The organism is Bradyrhizobium sp. RD5-C2, from assembly GCF_019972155.1.
In the GTDB taxonomy this organism is placed as follows: domain Bacteria; phylum Pseudomonadota; class Alphaproteobacteria; order Rhizobiales; family Xanthobacteraceae; genus Bradyrhizobium.
Window position 1 is genome coordinate 274340 of sequence record NZ_BOVL01000021.1, and the last position, 16918, is coordinate 291257.

A 16918-nucleotide genomic window follows, 5' to 3' on the forward strand; every position below is an offset into this window, starting at 1 on the left:
GTTACCATTGATACCTCGCCACACCCTTGCCGGCGTAGCTGCGCGTGACGCTCGAGAACTCGCCTTCGAACGTCGCGGCAGCGGACCAGCCGTTGCGCCACGTCATCTCCGCCGAAGCGGTGGTGAGCGCGGCATCGTGCGCCTGCGCAGCGCCGTTGACCACGAAGCTTGCACCGGGCAGCGCCTGGAAGGTCGCCGCAACATTGCGATCGGCGTTGAAGTCGTGCGCCCAGGCGGCGCGGCCGCGCAGCGTGAGGATCGCGTCATTGAGCGCGAACGGCCTGTCGGCGCGCAAACCGAGTTCGCTGCGCGTGGCGGTGACGCTTTTCGCGGCGTAGCTCAGCGCGAAAGTATTGGTGCCGACGATCGCCTGCTCCGCATAGGCCGGTAGATCGAAAGTGGTGAATTGGCCGGCTGCGTACGGCGTGAGGCCGACATTGCCTGTCCACGGCGCCACGAAACGATAGCCGCCTTCGAGCCTGCCGGAGTAGGCATTGGCATTGAAGCGGGCCTGAAGATGATCGGCCCCCGCAATGGTGACGGTGCGGTCAGTGGTGACGTCCTGCCAGCCATAGGCCAGCGCGCCGGTCACATAGGCCGGGCCCGAATTGTGCCGGACGAATGCGCCAGCCTGGAACAGATCGGAGCGGCCGGTGCCGCCGTTCGCGACGCTGAAGCTGGTGCCGCCGCCGGCCAGCGCAAAGCCCGCAACGGTGGAGGGTGAGAACCAGTAATCGGCGCCGGCCGTTCCACCGGCGATGCGGCTGGTGGCGGCGTTGGAGCCGAGCGCTCCGTTGCCGTCGGTGGTCTGCGAGCCGCCGAAGCCCGCGGCCCACACACTCCAGCGCGGTGCATCGGCTTGCGCGGGCGGCGCCTTGCGATAGACGGCGGCATAGGCATCGCGCTCGGCACCCGAGTGCTGGCGGGCACCGGCGTAAGCGAGCGTATCGCTGTCGTCGGCCGCATAGCCCGTCGCAGCACCGCCTGGCGAAGCGGCGGGATCGCCGCGCCCGGCCACGAACGGGTCGGTCAGCACGCCCATGAACAGGTTCATCGCGTCGAACGTGGTCTGCTGCGTGCCGGTCGCGGTCTCGCCCGAGGCCTGCGTCAGCGCATTGAGCAGAGGGGCACCCGACAGCGCGAACAGGGCGTTGAAGCCGGCCGGCATGGTGCCGCCGCCGGTCAGCGCGTTGTCGATTCCTGCCGCGACGTTCCTCTGATTGATATTGGCGTTGCCCGGCAGCGACGGCGACAGCAGACCGGGGTCGAGCGTCAGCAGCACGTCGTTGCCGACATAACTGAGCCGTGCGTTGCGCGCGAAATTGCCGGCGGTGAGAAAGTCCACGCTGGAGAACCGGCCGCTCACGCTGCCCGTCGTCACGATCGTGTAGGTCGTCGTCGCCGCAAGGCGCGCCAGCGGATCTACCACCACCTTGCCGGCGAGTGCCGCCGCGCCGGTGACGACGGTCTTGTCGGCGATGCTGCCCGACACCTGCACCAGATAGGTCGAAGCCGCGGTCAAAGTCAGGCTCCCGCTCACGGTGAGCGTGCCGATCGAATTGCCCGGCGAAAGGGTACCGCCATTGATCAGCGTCGAGCCGACCGTGCCGGTGCCGCCGAGCGTGCCGCCGCTGTTCACAGTCAGGCTAGCCGCCGAGGCGAGATTGCCGACAGCGTGCCGCCATTGACCGTCACCGGCCCTGCGTAAGTCGACGTGCCCGTGAGTGTCCAGTTGGACGATCCGGTCTTGTCGAGCAGTGTCCAGCCCGCGCCGATCTGGCTCGCGTCGAAGCTGTTGCTGCCGGAGCCGGCGAACTGGAACGTATCCGTGCCGCTGCCGACCGCGTGGCCGGTCAGCGTCGCCGCCGGTCCACTCATGATGAAGAGATTGTTGGCGCCGCCGAGGGTCACGGCGGTGCCACCGGTGCCGGTGATGCTGCCCGCATTCGTCACCGTGAAGCGGCCGGCTCTCGTCTCGAGACCGGTCGCGCCGCTGATCGCGCCGTTGTTCGTGACCGTGTTGGCGCCGCCGCTACCGCCGGCTAGCAATAGGCCGGCTTCGGTCGTGCCCTGCACGGTGGCACCGGCGCCGACCGAGATATGCGCGTTGCCGGTTCCGAGCGTACCGGCAGAAACGCCATCTATATTGGAAACGATGTTGCCGTTCACCACGACCGTGAGGTCGCTGGCATTTGTCCGGTTGAGGATCGACGCATCGATGCCGACCGTCGCCGCGAAGATCGTGCCACCGGTCTGCGACACGCTCACGCTTCCGATTCCGGCAGCTCCTCCGTTCGCGAAAATACCATAATTGAACGCGGCGCCGGCGGTACCGATATTGGCGTTCGACGTGACGTTGATGCCACTGCCAAAAGCGACGATGGCGAACGCGTTACCGGCGGCGCCGGGGACGCCGCTGGCATTCGCGATTGTCGTGTTACCGGTCAGCGTGGCGGAGACGTTGCCGCTGGAATTCAGCAGCAAGCCGGTCCCGTTGCCGTCTGTCGTCGTGAGGCTGCCGCCATTCAGGAAGACCTCGATCGCGCTGGTACCCGATTGTGTCCGCAGGGCGGTCACGCCGGAAAAGCTTGCCGTGACGGGCGCGCCGCTCGTGCCGACCTCGATGGCGCCGCTACCACCAGCGATTGTTGTGTCAATGGAGAGGCCGAAGCCCGAGGTTGAGCTGGCACTGCCGTTGCCCGAATAAGCGATGTCTCCACCGCTGGAATTGAGAGTGAGCCCGTTTCCGGCCCCCGTCACCGCGCCGTTGTTGGTGAAGGTGATGGGAGCCCCGGACTGGGTCGTGGTGATCCAGAGCCCGTTGCCGCTGATCGTCTGGCCGGCATTGACCGCGCCCACTGCGCCGCGCAAATTGAACAGCTGCGTATAGGCGTTCGACGTCGTCGATGCCCCGTCGACGTTCGTCGTGAGGATCGTCGCCGTAGTATCGCAGGTGACGGAATTTGGTAACGCTGTGACAGTGCAAGCGGCAAGTGCCCTACCTGGATCGCCGGCAATCACGGCGGCGAAGGTCCCCGAGAAGGCCGTCCCCGCGAGCAACGCGCGCCTGAGCGTCGCCCGCGATTGTTGAAACTGTTGCTGCATTGCCCCATCTGCAATTTGGTGCCCACGTTCCCGGGCCGTGATCTTGGATTCGTCAAGCGCGCACCACTGATGGGCGTCGATCGCACCTGTTGGATGGAAAGTATCCGTCAGGCATCCTCATTCAGCGGCGTCAGCGCGGCTGCGGCACGATGCGAATGTAGGGCTTCGGCGCCTTCCAGCCTTCGGGGTAAGTCTTCCTGGCGTCCTCGTCGGACACCGACCCCGCGATGATCACGTCATCGCCCTGCTTCCAGTTCACGGGCGTCGCGACCTTGTGCTTCGCGGTCATTTGCAGGCTGTCGATGACGCGCAGCACCTCGTCGAAGTTGCGGCCGGTGGTCATCGGATAGACCAGGATCAGCTTGACCTTCTTGTCGGGCCCGATCACGAACACGTTGCGCACCGTCTGATTGTCGGCCGGGGTGCGCTTGAGGGGATCACCGGAGACGGCCGCCGGCAGCATGCCGTAGAGCTTCGAAACGCTGTAGTCGGTGTCACCGATCATCGGATAGTTCGGCGCGTGACCTTGCGTCTCCTTGATGTCCGCGGCCCAGCCGGCATGGCGGTCCACCGCATCGACCGAGAGGCCGATGATCTTGACGCCACGCTTGTCGAACTCCGGCTTGATCTTGGCCATGTAGCCGAGCTCGGTGGTGCAAACCGGCGTGAAGTCCTTCGGATGCGAGAACAGCACCGCCCAGGAATCGCCAATCCAGGCGTGGAAGCCGATCTTGCCCTCGGTCGTTTGGGCCTCGAAATCCGGCGCGATATCGTTGAGCGCGAGTGTCATCGCGGTGTCTCCATGCCTCTTGTGGACCGCCACGACCCGCGGGGCCGGGAATTGCTGCCTGACTTCCACGTTCGGGTCGCCGAAGCTTGCGCCCTGGACCGGCCGGAAGTCATTGCGTAACCCTGAAAAAGTTCTTAAGCGTTTTTGAAATGGGGCGTTTATCCGGGTAATGGCTGCGACTTGCATCATTGGTCCCTTCCGTCTTGATACGCAGGCCGGGATCCTGTTTCGCGGGACCGAACCCGTTGCGCTTGGCCAGCGCGCCGTGGCCGTGTTGCGCGTGCTCGTCGAGCAGGCGGGAATCCCGGTCTCCAAGGATGCGCTGATCGAGGCCGCGTGGGTCGGCCTGAGGGTCGAGGAAGGCAACCTCCCGGTCCAGATCGCAGCCCTCCGCCGGGTCTTTGCCAACGAGCCGGACGGCGAGCGTTGGATTGAGACCCTGCCCAGGCGCGGCTATCGGTTCGTCGGCCCGGTGAGCCTCACCACGCAGGCTTCCGCCGCTGGGGCGCCACCGGCCGCGGATTCTCCCGCTGCGACCGAAACGCTTTCGCTTCTGGTCCAGCCGGCCGTCGCTGTGCTGCCGTTCCAGAACATGAGCGGCGACCCGCAACAGGAATATTTCGCTGACGGCGTCGTCGAGGAGATCATCACGACGCTGTCGCGCTTTCGCTCCCTGTTGGTCATCGCGCGCAATTCCAGCTTTACCTACAAGGGCCGCTCCGTCGACGTGAAGCAGATCGGCCGCGAATTAGGGGTTAGCTTCGTCCTCGAGGGCAGCGTGCGCAAATCGGCCGACCGCGTGCGCATCACCGCACAGCTCATCGATGCGTCAACCGGCGCGCATCGATGGGCAGACCGGTTCGATGGCGCGCTCGAGGATGTGTTCGATTTGCAGGACAGGATCGCCCGGCAGGTCGTGGGGCTCCTGGTGCCCAAGCTGGAGCACTCCGCGATCGAGCGGGCCAAGCGCAAGCCGACCGAAAGCCTCGGCGCCTACGAATATTATCTGCGCGGCACCGCCGCCATCTACCGGTTCACCATCCGCGAGGCCAATGTCGAGGCCTTGCAGCTGTTCAAGCGGGCAATCGAGCTCGATCCGGAATTTGCATCCGCCTACGGCATGGCCGCCTATTGCTACGTCAAGGACAGAACGAACCGATGGCCGACGGATGATCTCGCGCGGGACATCGCCGAGACCGATCGGCTGGCCCGTCATGCGATCCGCCTCGGCCGCGATGACGCACTGGCGCTGGCGACTGGTGCAGGTGCGCTGGCCTATGTCGTCCGCGATCTCGACACCGGCGCCGCGTGCATCGATCACGCCCTTCAGGTCAATCCGAACCTAATGTGGGCGTCCTATTTCGCCGGTTTCATCAAGAGCTGGATGGGCGAGCCGGATGCCGCCGTCACGCATCTCGCTTACGCGATGCGCCTCAGCCCGGTCGATCCGCTGATGCCGCTGATGCAGGCCGCGATGGCGCACGCTCATTTCTTCGCCGGCCGCTACGAGGAGGCGTCGTCCTGGGCCACCACGGCGCTGCAGGGTACGCCGAACCTGCTGCCGGCTTTGCGCATCGGCGCATCGGCGGATGCCTTTGCCGGACAATTGGAGCCGGCGCAAAGGACCGTGGCCCGGCTGCTGCAGATCAATCCCAACGAGCGCGTGTCCAACCTGGAGGCCATCTACGGACCCTACCGGCGTCCGGACGATGCCTGGCGATACGGCGAAGGACTGCGGCGAGCCGGATTGCCGGAATGAGTGCCGCAGGATTATCCGACTGCGGATAGTTTGTTGGCTGTGGCAGCGCTTAGCTGCTGGATGGTGCCCAGGGGCGGGATCGAACCACCGACACTGCGATTTTCAGTCGCATGCTCTACCAACTGAGCTACCTGGGCAAACCCGCGGGGCCGAAAAGGCCGAAGCGAGCGGGCGGTTTATAGAGAGGTCGGGGCGCTGTGTCCACCCGGGTTCGCGAAACGCTTCGCCGGACGCCGCCCACTTGGCGTTGTTTCCCCAACTTGTTGGAAAATCTTGGCTATTCCGGGTCCTCCGCGTCGTCCTCGCGGCCGGGAACGACATAGCGGCCGCTGAGCCAGCGGTTGAGGTCGACGTCGCGGCAGCGCGACGAGCAGAACGGGAGAAAGGCCTGCTGGGCGGGCTTGCCGCAGATCGGGCAAGTGCGCGCGGTGGCCGGGGGTGTTCGGGCTTGGTCGGTCATGGCTGGGACGGAGTTTACACCAGTTGGCGATTGAGAAGGCGGCCGCGTGTTCCACTCCGCTCCCTCTCCCGCTTGCGGGGGAGGGTTGGGGTGGGGGTATCACAACAAGTCATGTCGCGGAGAGAGCCCCCTTCCGCCGCGCGTAGCGCGTCGACCTAAGAGCGAGCTTCGCTCGTCTCGACCCCGCACGCGGGAGCGGTGCACTGCCGATGCCGCAAGAGATCTGGATTACCTTAAACCGCGACGGCGTTGAGCCAGCCGTGGCGGATCGGAAAGCCTTCGCCGCCGAGCAGGGTCACGGTTTCGTAGAGCGGCAGCCCGACGACGTTGGTGTAGGAGCCGACCATCTTGACCACAAAGGATCCGGCGATGCCCTGCACGGCATAGCCGCCGGCTTTGCCGCGCCATTCGCCGGAGCCGATATAGGCCTGGATGTCGTCGTCGCTGAGCCGCTTGAAGCGCACGCGGGTCTCGACCAGGCGCTGGCGGAACGCCTCGCGCGGCGTCACCACGCAGATCGCGGTGTAGACGCGGTGGTTGCGGCCCGACAGCAGCCGCAGACACTGCGCGGCCTCGTCGACCAGATTGGCCTTGGGTAGGATGCGGCGGCCGACCGCGACCACGGTGTCGGCGGAGATGATGAAGGAGCCGCGCAGATCGTCGTCGAGTTGCACCGACTTCAGCGCCGCATCCGCTTTCGCACGCGCCAGGCGGTTGGCGCAGGCGCGCGGCAACTCGCCCCGCCGCGGAGTTTCGTCGACATCGGCCGGACGCAGCGCGTCGGGCTCGATGCCGGCCTGGTTGAGCAGGGCCAGCCGCCGCGGCGAACCGGAAGCAAGAACGAATTTGGGACGGCCTAGCATGCGGGCTTTTGGGCTGAATCGGGGGGACGGACGCGGGCGGAACCTATCGGATGGGGCATGGATGCACAACCTTGGAACCGGCCGCGAATCGCGCTTCCCCGTGGGCGACAAGGCCCCATAAGCACAGCTGTTTGTCAGTCTGGCGACAAGGGGCCGACCCTGCGAATCGGAACATGCGGGTCCCAGCGCTGAGCCCTACAGGTTCGCTACACCGGCCTTGGTGAAGCGGCGGCGGATGCGCATCAACAGGCCGTCGCAAACCTCGCGATAGGCGGCGAGCTTCTGCTCGCGATTGCCGCTGGTGCCGGTCGGATCAGGGGTCGGCCAGTATTCGACAGCGGCGGCGAGCGTCCGGGTCAGATCCAGCGCCTTGTGGTGCGCCTCGGGCGACAGCGTGATGATGAGGTCGAAGTTCAGCCCTTCCCAGTCCTCGAGCTCCTCGAAGGTCTGCGGCTTGTGGCCGGAGATGTCCTGGCCGAACTCGGCCATCACGGCGACCGCGAACGGATCGAGCTCGCCCTTCTTCACGCCGGCGGAGCGGACATAGACGCCTTGCGGAAACATCTGCTGCAGCAGGCTTTCGGCCATCGGCGAGCGCACGGCGTTGTGCCCGCATGCGAACAGCACGGCCTGCGGGGAGCGCGCGCGCGGCGCTTCCATGCGATCAGGCTTTTTTCGACCGGGGTACGCCCCCGTCGTCTGGCGAAGTGAAGATGGTCGGGATCATGCGCCTTCACCCTTCCAGTGCAGCACAGTGATCAGCGTGAACAGCCGCCGCGCGGTCTCGAAATCGACGCGCACCTTGCCCTTGAGCCGCTCCTGCAGGGTGCGCGAGCCCTCGTCATGGATGCCGCGGCGGCCCATGTCGATGGCCTCGATCTTGTCCGGTGTCGCGGTACGGATCGCCTGATAGTAGCTGTCGCAGATCATGAAGTAGTCCTTCACGACGCGGCGAAACGGCGTCAGCGACAGCAGATGCGCCACCACGGGCGCGCCGTCCTCTTTCCTGATGTCGAACATCAGCCGGTTGCCGGTGATCGCGATGTGCAGGGTATAGGGCCCCGGCCCGGCTGCGCCTTCGGGCGCGAACAGGTTCTGCTCGACCAAATCGTAGATGGCGATCGCCCGCTCATGCTCGATGTCGGGACCGGAACGGCCGATCGATTCCTCGTCGAGCGTCACCGCGACGATGCGATTGTTGGAATCCTCGTCGTCTGGTGGCTTGTTCATGAGAGGTTGAGGCGCAATCCGACGGAACGTGAATGGGCATCGAGACCCTCGGCCTGGCCGAGCGTCATCGCGGCGGGCCCGAGCGCACGAAGCTGATCCGGCCCGCACCGCAGGATCGAGGTTCGCTTCATGAAGTCAAGCACCCCGAGGCCCGAAGAGAATCGCGCCGAGCGTGCGGTGGGCAGCACGTGGTTGGAGCCGCCAACATAGTCGCCGATCGCCTCCGGCGTATGGGGCCCGAGGAAGATCGCGCCGGCGTTGCGGACCTGTTTCGACAGGCCCTCGGCGTCCGCGGTCATGATCTCCAGATGCTCGGCCGCGACCGCATTGGCGAGTTCGACCGCGTCGTCGAGCTTTGCCACCATGATGATCGCGCCAAAATCGTCCCACGAGGCGCGCGCAATCGCCGCACGCGGCAGCGTCGCCAGCTGCGCCTCGACCGCACGCTCGACATCGGCGGCGAGCCGCGGGCTGTCGGTGATCAGGATCGACTGCGCGCTGACGTCATGCTCGGCCTGCGCCAGGAGATCGGCCGCGATCCAGTCCGCATTGCCGGTGTCGTCGGCAATGACCAGCACCTCGGAGGGGCCAGCGATCATGTCGATGCCGACCTTGCCGAACACCAGCCGCTTGGCCGCGGCAACATAGGCGTTGCCGGGGCCGACGATCTTGGCGACCGGCGCGATGGTCGCGGTGCCATAGGCCAGCGCCGCCACCGCCTGGGCGCCGCCGACCCGGTAGATTTCCGAGACGCCGCCGAGACCCGCTGCTGCGAGCACCAACGGGTTGAGCTTGCCGTCCGGCGCCGGCACCACCATGACGACCCGCGGCACGCCGGCAACCCGGGCCGGCACCGCATTCATCAGCACCGAGGACGGATAGGCCGCGGTACCGCCGGGCACGTAAAGCCCGACCGCATCGACCGCGCTCCAGCGCCAGCCGAGCTCGACGCCGACGGCGTCAGTGAAGCGCTCGTCCTTGGGCAGCTGGCGACGGTGGAAGGTCTCGATCCGGTCGCGCGCGAAGGTCAGCGCCTCGACGGTCTTGGGGTCGCAGGCCGCAACCGCAGCGTCGATCTCGGCGGCGGTGATGCGCAGGCCGGCGGCGTCGATGTCTAGCCGGTCGAACTTCTTGGTCGCCTCGAGCAGCGCCGCATCGCCGCGGGCCGCCACGTCATCGACAATGGCGCGGGTGGCGCGCTCGACGTCGGCCGACACCTCGCGCTTGGCCGCCAGGAATTCGCGGAAACGCTGGTCAAAATCGGCGCTCTGTCGGTCCAGGCGAACGGGCATGGCGGCTTTCTGAAGAGGAATTCGGGTCCCTGCTCAATGGCGCGGCGGATAATGGCCGTCAACCCTTGGGGCTGCGTCATTCCGGGGCGATGCGAAAGCATCGAACCCGGAATCTCGAGATTCCGGGTTCGGTCCTGCGGACCGCCCCGGAATAACGAGCTCAATTACCCCGCCCCCACCCCGAGGTCGTCTTCCCCGAGATCGGTCAATTCGCACTCCAGGCACTCCACGTCGAGCCGCAGCGCTCCGCCCTGGCCGAACATCAGCAGCGCGCTGCCGCCCGGCGGGTCGGAGGCATGGAATTCGATCCCGAGCAATTCCAGGCTGGCCTCCGGGGCATCCAGGTCGATGTTGCGCGACTTGCATGCCAGCACCCGGTCGAACCTGAGCGCGGCGATCAGCCGGCGCGAGCAGGTGCCACCGGCCAGGGTCTGCTCCCAGTCCAGCCGGTTCAGACCGACCACGAGGCGCTTCTCGTCCTGGCGCCAGACGATGTCGGCGGGCTGGACGCGGGCGTCCTGGACATGGGCGGAGATGACCGCGAGGTCATCGGCATCGAGGGCGATCAGTTTCAGCGGTGCGGGTGGAGACATGACGGTGGTTATAACGCCTTCGGCCGCCGGAGGTACCACCTCGCCGAAGGAAATCCGGCGCAAGGGAACCGGCCCCTGCCACCGCCCCGTCAGAGGCTGTTGATGTCCTCGCTCTCCAGCACCGGCTTCGGGTAGCCGTCGCGGGCGACTTTCAGCATGGCGCGGCCGAGCTGTTCCGAGGTCGTCATGTAGCTCGGGGCAACCCGCACCAGGAACGAGAGCAGCGGCGAGGTCGCGACATAGATCGCCTGCACCCAGCCGGTCTTCGAGCTGACCCCGTGCAGCGGCTGGATACCGGCGGGCCGGAACATGTAGGCGGCCTTGAACGGCAGCTTGAGCAGGTCGTTCTCGGTGCTGCCCTTCACCCGCGCCCACATCACCGCGCCCTGCTCGGTGGAATCGGTGCCGCGCCCGGTGACATAGGTGAACACCATGCCGGGATTGAGCCGCGCCAGCGTTGTCGCCGCTGCCAGGGTGATGTCGTAGGTCAGATGGCGGTAGCGCGCCTCGTCCATGCCGATCGAGGAGACGCCGAGGCAGAAGAAGCACGCGTCATAACCCGTGAGCTGCGGCTCGATCACGCTGTAATCTGTGAAATTGTCGTGGATCAGCTCGACGAGCTTTGGATCGCGCTGCCCGGTCGGGCTGCGCCCCACCGCGAGCACGCGCTCGACGCCGGGATCGAGCAGGCACTCGCGCAGCACGCCCTGCCCGACCATGCCGGTCGCGCCGAACAGGATGACTTTCATATTGCGTCCTCTTCCCCGGCTTTACCGGATGCGCTCACGCGCAGCCGCCCGTCAGCCCTTGATGAACGCCAGCAGATCCTTGTTGATCGTCTCGGCTTCGGTGGTCGGCATGCCGTGCGGAAAACCCTTGTAGGTCTTCAGCGTGCCGTTCTTCAAAAGCTTGGCCGAGAGCGGACCGGAATCGGCGTAGGGCACGATCTGGTCGTCGTCACCATGCATCACCAGCACCGGCACGTTGATCTTCTTCAGATCCTCGGTGAAGTCGGTCTGCGAGAATGCGACGATGCCGTCGTAATGCGCCTTGGCGCCGCCCATCATGCCCTGCCGCCACCAGTTCTGGATCACGGCTTCCGACGGTTTTGCGCCGGGCCGGTTGTAGCCATAGAACGGCCCGGCCGGAATATCGCGATAGAACTGCGAGCGGTTGGCCGCGAGCTGGGCCTGCAGGTCGTCGAACACCGACTTCGGCAGCCCGCCGGGATTGGCCGCGGTCTGCACCATCAAGGGCGGCACCGCGCTCAGGATCGCGGCCTTCGCCACCCGGCTCTCGCCGTGGCGGGCGATGTAATGCACCACCTCGCCGCCACCGGTGGAATGGCCGACATGGACGGCATTCTTCAGGTCGAGATGCGCGGTGACGGCCGCGAGGTCGTCGGCATAGTGGTCCATGTCATGGCCGTCGGCGACCTGGGCGGAACGGCCGTGGCCGCGGCGGTCGTGGGCGACCACGCGAAAGCCGTGCCCCACGAAGAACAGCATCTGCGCGTCCCAATCGTCCGACGACAGCGGCCAGCCATGACTGAACACGATCGGCTGACCCGAACCCCAATCCTTGTAGAAGATGTCGACGCCGTCTTTGGTGGTGATGGTGGGCATCTGATTGCTCCTCTTGTTGCGTTACGTCATTCCGGGGCGACGCGCAGCGTCGAACCCGAAATCTCGATCGATTGACTCTGGATTCCGGGTTCACGCTAGCGCGTGCCCCGGAATGACGTGGCATGAACAAATGTGTCAGATCAGGCGAACGTGACCGGCCTGAATCGGCGCCAGGCGCCGATGATCACCACGGCGAAGAACACCAGCACGATGCCCTGCACCACCGCAAACACCGGCCCGGACGGCGGGTTCGGCGGCACCGCCGGCGCCAGCGCCTGTAGCGCGGGCACCTTGAGGAAGCTCTGGATCACGAGCACGAAGACATTGAGATAGAGCGAGACCATCGCGGTCACGATATAGATCGGGCGCCAGGCGCCCTTGAGCTGCATCGCATACAGCGCGATGCAGGCGATCGCGAGCAGCACCAGCGAGAGGCCGCCGATGATGTGCGAGGGCAGCAGCTTCTCGGTCACCAGAGGCGGGATCACGAAGCCGGTGGCGTTGGTCAGAATCGTGAGGATGAGGAAGATCGCGGTCAGCCCGAGCATCGCCCGCGAGCCGAGCAGGCCGAACATCACGATCACGCCGGCGACGATGGCGATCAAACTGATAATGACGTGCACAAGCACTAACGTCGTCATGTGGCGCACTCCCCGCTGAGACCCGCGCACGAGGTTACGATGCGTGCCGGAAAATTGCTACATGGTTCGATAGCAGGACGGCTGACATCTCATGAAAATTCGTCGGCGCCGACACTTGCCGAAAATTGTCGCACGCGTGTCGTACGCACGTGCGCCTCGTGAGACATTGAATCAATAATAGCGCGGGATCGGCCCGTTATGCGGCGTCTTGCGCTTCGACAGGTCGAACAGCACCTCGTCGACATAGCACCAGCCCCAGCCTTGCGGCGGATCGTAGCCCTCGATCACGGGATGCCCGGTGGCGTGGAAATGCGCCGTCGCATGCCGGTTCGGCGAGTCGTCGCAGCAGCCGACATGACCGCAGGTCCGGCAGATCCGCAAATGCAGCCAGCGGCTGCCGCTCTTCAGGCATTCCTCACAGCCGAGCGCGCTCGGCGTGACGTCCTGGATGCCGGCGATATGGGTGCAGCCTTTTGTCATTTGCGATCTCTTACTTTGTGCGCCTCTTCAACCCGTCATCCTGAGGCGCGAGCGGAGCGAGCCTCGAAGGATGGACGGCCCAGCTGGTGGCCGATTCATCCTTCGAGGGCTGCTGAAGAAGCGGCCACCTCAGGATGACGGGGATAGTGCCGTACCGACATTGCTACAACGACGGACTGCCGTCATCGGCGAGATAGCCATGCAGCGCGGCAACGACCTGCGCGCCCTCGCCGATCGCGCCGCCGACGCGCTTGACTGATCCGGAGCGGACGTCGCCGACCGCGAACACACCGGGCACCGAGGTCTCGAGCAGCGGCACCGCGGGCGCGCCCTCGCCGTTCTGCACGCCGGTCATCACGAAGCCGCCGCGATCGACCTGCACGCCGCAGCCCTCGAGCCAGCCGGTCGCCGGATCGGCGCCGACGAACAGGAAGAGATTGCGGATATCCATGGTGAACTCGTCGGGCGCGAGCCGGCTGCGCCAACGGACGCGCTCCAGCGTCTCCGCGCCTTCGAGCCCGGTCACCTCGGTGTTGAACATCAACTCGATGTTCGGCGTCGCCTCGATGCGCTCGATCAGATAGCGCGACATGCTGGCCCCGAGCCCGCCGCCGCGGATCATCATGTTGACCCTGCGCGCATGCGCCGACAGGTACACCGCGGCCTGGCCTGCGGAGTTGCCGCCGCCGACCAGCACGACATCCTGGTTGGCGCAGAGCCGCGCCTCGATCGGCGAGGCCCAGTACCAGACGCCGCGGCCCTCATAATTCTCGAGATGGTCGATCGCCGGTCGGCGATAGCGCGCGCCGCTCGCGACCACCACCGACTTGGCGCGCAGCGTGTGCCCGCAGCCGGTGGCGAGCGCGAACGCGCCCGACGCCTTCGAGCAGTCTAGCGATTTGATCGAGACCGGGATCAGCATCTCGGCGCCGAACTTCTGCGCCTGGTTGAAGGCGCGCCCGGCCAGCGCCTGGCCGGTGATGCCGGTCGGGAAGCCCAGATAGTTCTCGATCCGCATGCTGGCGCCGGCCTGGCCGCCGAAGGCGCGGGAATCGAACACCGCGACCGACAGGCCCTCGGAGGCCGCATAGACCGCGGTGGAGAGCCCAGCCGGGCCGCTGCCGACCACCGCGACATCGTAGATCTTGTCCTGCGCGCTGTTGCCGATCATGCCGAGCGCCATCGCAAGCGCGGTCTCGGACGGATTGCGCAGCACGGTGCCGTTGGGACAAACCACCAGCGGCAGCTCGGCACGCGTCGGCGAATAGCGCGCCACGAGGTCGGCGGCATCCTTGTCGGTCTCGGGATCGAGCACGTGATGCGGCTGGCCGTTGCGCGCCAGGAAATTCTGCAGCGGCGCCATGTTGCCGACCGACGCCGAGCCGATCAGCACCGGCCCGCCGGCGCCGCCCTGGATCAGGCTGACGCGGCGCAGGATCAGCGCGCGCATGATGCGCTCGCCGAGATCGGCCTCGGCGACCAGCAGCGCGCGCAGCCGCTCGGGCGGCAGCAGCAGCGTCTCGACGGGACCCTCGGCATGGCCGTCGACCAGCGCGGCGCGTCCGGAGAGCTGGCCGATCTCGGCAAGGAATTGCCCCGGCCCCTGGTCGATGATCGGCGTGACACGGCCGAGGCCATCGCGCTGAGAGATCGACACGCAGCCCGACAGCACGACGAACATGCCGGGCCCCCGCTTGCCGGTCTCGAACAGCGCCTCGCCATCCCCATACGACCGCGGCTCGCCGAAACGGCGCATCCGCTCGATCTCGTGCCCAGTCAGGGTCGGAAAGGTCTGCTCGTGGCGCGGAAAGGCGGTGGCGCGCGCGTTGAGGGGAGTGATCATCGTGTCGTCTACAGCCATCGACCTGCTTCCTCGCAGCCAAGTTGCGAACCGGCTAACGCTCCGGTCCGTTTTCGTCCGCGTCATCTAGGTGAGTGGCGGGCAATTCGGAAGACGCGGCCTCGTCGCGACCGCGCGCCTGCGATTTCCGCCGCTTCAGGTTTTCGCGCAGCGCCAGCTTGAGACGATCCTGTCGTGAATCCTTCACGCGGGCTCCGGCCTGCCCGCCGCCCTTGCCTTGATCGCCTGTCATTGCCGAAACTCTCAAACCGCCGACGTCCTGCGCGAGGCCGACCATAGCCAATGGCCGCCGCCCGCGCACCCTGCCCGGTCGGCCAGTTGCGCCAGGCGGCATGATTCGGCGGCCGGGCGGATCAGGAGCTTTCCGACTGGAACGGAACCCGATCGGACCGAAATCGGCCGGATTGGACGGAATCGCTAGCGAGGAACGCCGATTTCTGCCTATTTCGCCGCCAACAGGGACGCTGTTTCGCTTGCGCCAACGGGAGGCCTGTGGCAAGAACCGCCCGCTTGGACGGGCCCATGGGGCCGATTCAATTTTTCCCGGGCACGCTGCCGTAGCTCAGTGGTAGAGCACTCCATTGGTAATGGAGAGGTCGACAGTTCAATCCTGTCTGGCAGCACCATTCTCCCAGCGATTGCTGCCATCATTGCGGGCATCGCCGCGTTCACCGCATCAATGCGCGAGCAGCAGACCTGCCCCACAGATCATCAACACGACGTAGAACGCGAACACACTGCCGACCCATTTCCAATCGATCTGTCCGTGTTCGGGGCTGAGGCTTTCGATGATGCCGTGCATGATGGTTTCCTTGAGAAGTCGCATGCGCGGCGTATAGACGGCTCCCCGAGCACATCATGTGACTCACTTCACACTTTACTGTCGCGGAGCGGACCCTAAGCGTGACCGGCCCAGAACTCAGAAAATTACGCAAACATCTCGGCGAGGCGCTCGGCCGGGAGCTGACGGCGGCGGATATGGCGAAGCTGTGCGGGCTGCCGGCGGCCGGCGGCGCCGAAAAGCTCCGCAAATGGGAAGTCACCGGCCCGACCCCGAAGGTCGCAGGCCTGCTGCGCGTGCTGGCGATGGCGAGCGAGCACTATCCGATCCTGGAGAAGTTCGACGTGTTCGATCGCCATGACGTTCCGGTCAGGGATCGCGCCGCACGCCGCCAGGCGTTCCGCGAGCAGATGCGCGATGACGTGCGCAAGCGATTGGACTAGCGGGCGGCCTGGTTAACAGGAGAAGCGCGTCGCGCACGGCGCGTTAAGCCTTCCGTCATTCCGGCTTAAGCGTTCGTTAGGCACAACAAAACGTTTCACCGCGAAGGGTGCGACTTAACGCGCCAAGTCGTCTTCCGGTGACAGCATTTTATTCAAATGCGGTCTAACGCATCGCCATGGATGGCGCCATTCACGCTGCGCCTCATGACTTGTCCGGAGACTGCCCCATGAAGAAGTTCCTGCTCGCAACCGCAGCCGCAGCTGTTGCCGTCGCTGCCGTTGGCGCGACCGCCCAGGCCGCCGATCTCGGCTCCCGTGGCTATTACCAGAAGGCGCCCGCGCCTGTTTACGCCGCGCCGCTCTACAACTGGACCGGCTTCTATCTCGGCGGCCATCTCGGCGGCGTGTTCTCGCAGAACAACACGTTCAACGGCCTCGCGCTGTCGGACTCCAGCGCCCGCTTCATGGGCGGCGTCCAGGGCGGCTACGACTGGCAGCTGTCGCCGATGTGGGTGATCGGTCTCGAAGGCCAGTATTCCTGGGTCGGCAGCCACCAGCTCAACGCGATCTTCCCGGGCGGTTACGTCTACAACAACAATCAGCGCGGCATCGCCTCGATCACCGGCCGCGTCGGCTACACCTGGGGCCCGGGCCTGATCTATGTGAAGGGCGGTTACGCCTATTCCGACAACAGCGAAACGGTGACGCTCGGCGGCGCGCAGGTACCCTTCGCGCTCAGCGACAACCACAGCAACGGCTGGACCATCGGCGGCGGCGCCGAATACATGTTCGCGCCGAACTGGTCGGCCAAGGTCGAGTACCAGTACTACGACTTCGGCGACAGCCGCTTCACCGCGCCGGGCGCGCTGGTGCCGGTCGGCAGCTTCCACAATGACGAGCACACGGTGAAGGCGGGCCTCAACTACCGCTTCAACCTCGGCAACCTCGGTGGCCCCGCTTACGGCCGGTACTGAGATTACTGATCACCACAACCA

Annotated in this window: 19 protein-coding genes and 2 tRNA genes; 4 read left to right on the forward strand and 17 right to left on the reverse strand. The window is 65.9% G+C overall.

What is annotated here, in order from left to right:
* Nucleotide 1 precedes the first annotated feature (1 nt).
* From BraRD5C2_RS28535 to BraRD5C2_RS28545, 3 genes are all read right to left on the reverse strand, one after another.
* Nucleotides 2–1639: an autotransporter outer membrane beta-barrel domain-containing protein gene (locus BraRD5C2_RS28535; protein WP_223974355.1), complete on the reverse strand. Its 1638-nt coding sequence runs from the start codon at nt 1637–1639 to the stop codon at nt 2–4.
* Nucleotides 1640–1641: 2 nt separating this feature from the next.
* Nucleotides 1642–3105, reverse strand: coding sequence for an autotransporter outer membrane beta-barrel domain-containing protein (locus BraRD5C2_RS28540; RefSeq protein WP_223974356.1), 1464 nt, complete (start codon nt 3103–3105; stop codon nt 1642–1644).
* A 130-nt stretch (nt 3106–3235) separates the two neighbouring features.
* Entirely contained in the window at nt 3236–3895 is a 660-nt protein-coding gene (locus BraRD5C2_RS28545; protein ID WP_223974358.1) for a peroxiredoxin, read from the reverse strand.
* Between the two features lie 169 nt (nt 3896–4064).
* Between BraRD5C2_RS28545 and BraRD5C2_RS28550 the strand changes: the two genes are divergently transcribed.
* Nucleotides 4065–5654 carry a winged helix-turn-helix domain-containing tetratricopeptide repeat protein gene (locus BraRD5C2_RS28550; RefSeq protein WP_223974360.1) on the forward strand — a complete coding sequence of 530 codons (1590 nt, stop codon included), beginning with the start codon at nt 4065–4067 and terminating at the stop codon, nt 5652–5654.
* A 61-nt stretch (nt 5655–5715) separates the two neighbouring features.
* On the opposite strand, the gene BraRD5C2_RS28555 is transcribed toward BraRD5C2_RS28550, so the two are convergent.
* The 13 genes from BraRD5C2_RS28555 to BraRD5C2_RS28615 all read right to left on the reverse strand — a co-directional run bounded on the left by BraRD5C2_RS28555 (nt 5716) and on the right by BraRD5C2_RS28615 (nt 14976).
* A tRNA-Phe gene (locus BraRD5C2_RS28555) sits at nt 5716–5791 on the reverse strand.
* Nucleotides 5792–5931: 140 nt separating this feature from the next.
* Nucleotides 5932–6114, reverse strand: coding sequence for a DNA gyrase inhibitor YacG (gene yacG / locus BraRD5C2_RS28560; RefSeq protein ID WP_223974362.1), 183 nt, complete (start codon nt 6112–6114; stop codon nt 5932–5934).
* A 233-nt stretch (nt 6115–6347) separates the two neighbouring features.
* Nucleotides 6348–6977 carry a Maf-like protein gene (locus tag BraRD5C2_RS28565; protein WP_092123132.1) on the reverse strand — a complete coding sequence of 210 codons (630 nt, stop codon included), beginning with the start codon at nt 6975–6977 and terminating at the stop codon, nt 6348–6350.
* A 195-nt stretch (nt 6978–7172) separates the two neighbouring features.
* On the reverse strand, nt 7173–7637 hold the full coding sequence (locus BraRD5C2_RS28570) for an arsenate-mycothiol transferase ArsC (RefSeq protein ID WP_212317204.1): 465 nt from the start codon (nt 7635–7637) through the stop codon (nt 7173–7175).
* A gap of 63 nt (nt 7638–7700) precedes the next feature.
* Nucleotides 7701–8207 (reverse strand): UPF0262 family protein, encoded by a 507-nt coding sequence (locus BraRD5C2_RS28575; protein ID WP_092123128.1) that lies wholly within the window; start codon nt 8205–8207, stop codon nt 7701–7703.
* Complete coding sequence (hisD, locus tag BraRD5C2_RS28580) at nt 8204–9499, reverse strand: histidinol dehydrogenase (protein WP_223974364.1); 1296 nt, start codon at nt 9497–9499, stop codon at nt 8204–8206. Before hisD ends, BraRD5C2_RS28575 begins: the two co-directional genes overlap by 4 nt.
* A gap of 164 nt (nt 9500–9663) precedes the next feature.
* Entirely contained in the window at nt 9664–10092 is a 429-nt protein-coding gene (locus BraRD5C2_RS28585; protein WP_223974439.1) for a DUF2948 family protein, read from the reverse strand.
* A gap of 89 nt (nt 10093–10181) precedes the next feature.
* On the reverse strand, nt 10182–10841 hold the full coding sequence (locus tag BraRD5C2_RS28590) for a Rossmann-fold NAD(P)-binding domain-containing protein (protein WP_223974366.1): 660 nt from the start codon (nt 10839–10841) through the stop codon (nt 10182–10184).
* A 51-nt stretch (nt 10842–10892) separates the two neighbouring features.
* A complete protein-coding gene (locus BraRD5C2_RS28595; protein WP_223974369.1) occupies nt 10893–11717 on the reverse strand; it encodes an alpha/beta fold hydrolase in 825 nt (274 codons plus the stop codon).
* 140 nt (nt 11718–11857) lie between these two features.
* Nucleotides 11858–12358 (reverse strand): hypothetical protein, encoded by a 501-nt coding sequence (locus tag BraRD5C2_RS28600; protein WP_223974370.1) that lies wholly within the window; start codon nt 12356–12358, stop codon nt 11858–11860.
* Between the two features lie 171 nt (nt 12359–12529).
* Complete coding sequence (locus tag BraRD5C2_RS28605) at nt 12530–12838, reverse strand: UBP-type zinc finger domain-containing protein (RefSeq protein ID WP_223974371.1); 309 nt, start codon at nt 12836–12838, stop codon at nt 12530–12532.
* 163 nt (nt 12839–13001) lie between these two features.
* Nucleotides 13002–14699 (reverse strand): FAD-dependent oxidoreductase, encoded by a 1698-nt coding sequence (locus BraRD5C2_RS28610; protein ID WP_223974372.1) that lies wholly within the window; start codon nt 14697–14699, stop codon nt 13002–13004.
* Between the two features lie 34 nt (nt 14700–14733).
* On the reverse strand, nt 14734–14976 hold the full coding sequence (locus BraRD5C2_RS28615; protein WP_374708054.1) for a hypothetical protein: 243 nt from the start codon (nt 14974–14976) through the stop codon (nt 14734–14736).
* A 274-nt stretch (nt 14977–15250) separates the two neighbouring features.
* Here BraRD5C2_RS28615 and BraRD5C2_RS28620 point away from each other — a divergent pair.
* Nucleotides 15251–15325, forward strand: a tRNA-Thr gene (locus tag BraRD5C2_RS28620).
* A 50-nt stretch (nt 15326–15375) separates the two neighbouring features.
* Here the strand turns inward: BraRD5C2_RS28620 and BraRD5C2_RS39445 are convergent.
* On the reverse strand, nt 15376–15501 hold the full coding sequence (locus tag BraRD5C2_RS39445) for a hypothetical protein (RefSeq protein WP_263010018.1): 126 nt from the start codon (nt 15499–15501) through the stop codon (nt 15376–15378).
* A gap of 101 nt (nt 15502–15602) precedes the next feature.
* On the opposite strand from BraRD5C2_RS39445, the gene BraRD5C2_RS28625 reads away from it, so the two are divergent.
* Both BraRD5C2_RS28625 and BraRD5C2_RS28630 read left to right on the forward strand, forming a co-directional pair.
* Nucleotides 15603–15923, forward strand: coding sequence for a hypothetical protein (locus BraRD5C2_RS28625; RefSeq protein WP_223974373.1), 321 nt, complete (start codon nt 15603–15605; stop codon nt 15921–15923).
* A 227-nt stretch (nt 15924–16150) separates the two neighbouring features.
* Nucleotides 16151–16897: an outer membrane protein gene (locus BraRD5C2_RS28630; protein WP_223974374.1), complete on the forward strand. Its 747-nt coding sequence runs from the start codon at nt 16151–16153 to the stop codon at nt 16895–16897.
* The last annotated feature ends 21 nt before the right edge of the window (nt 16898–16918 follow it).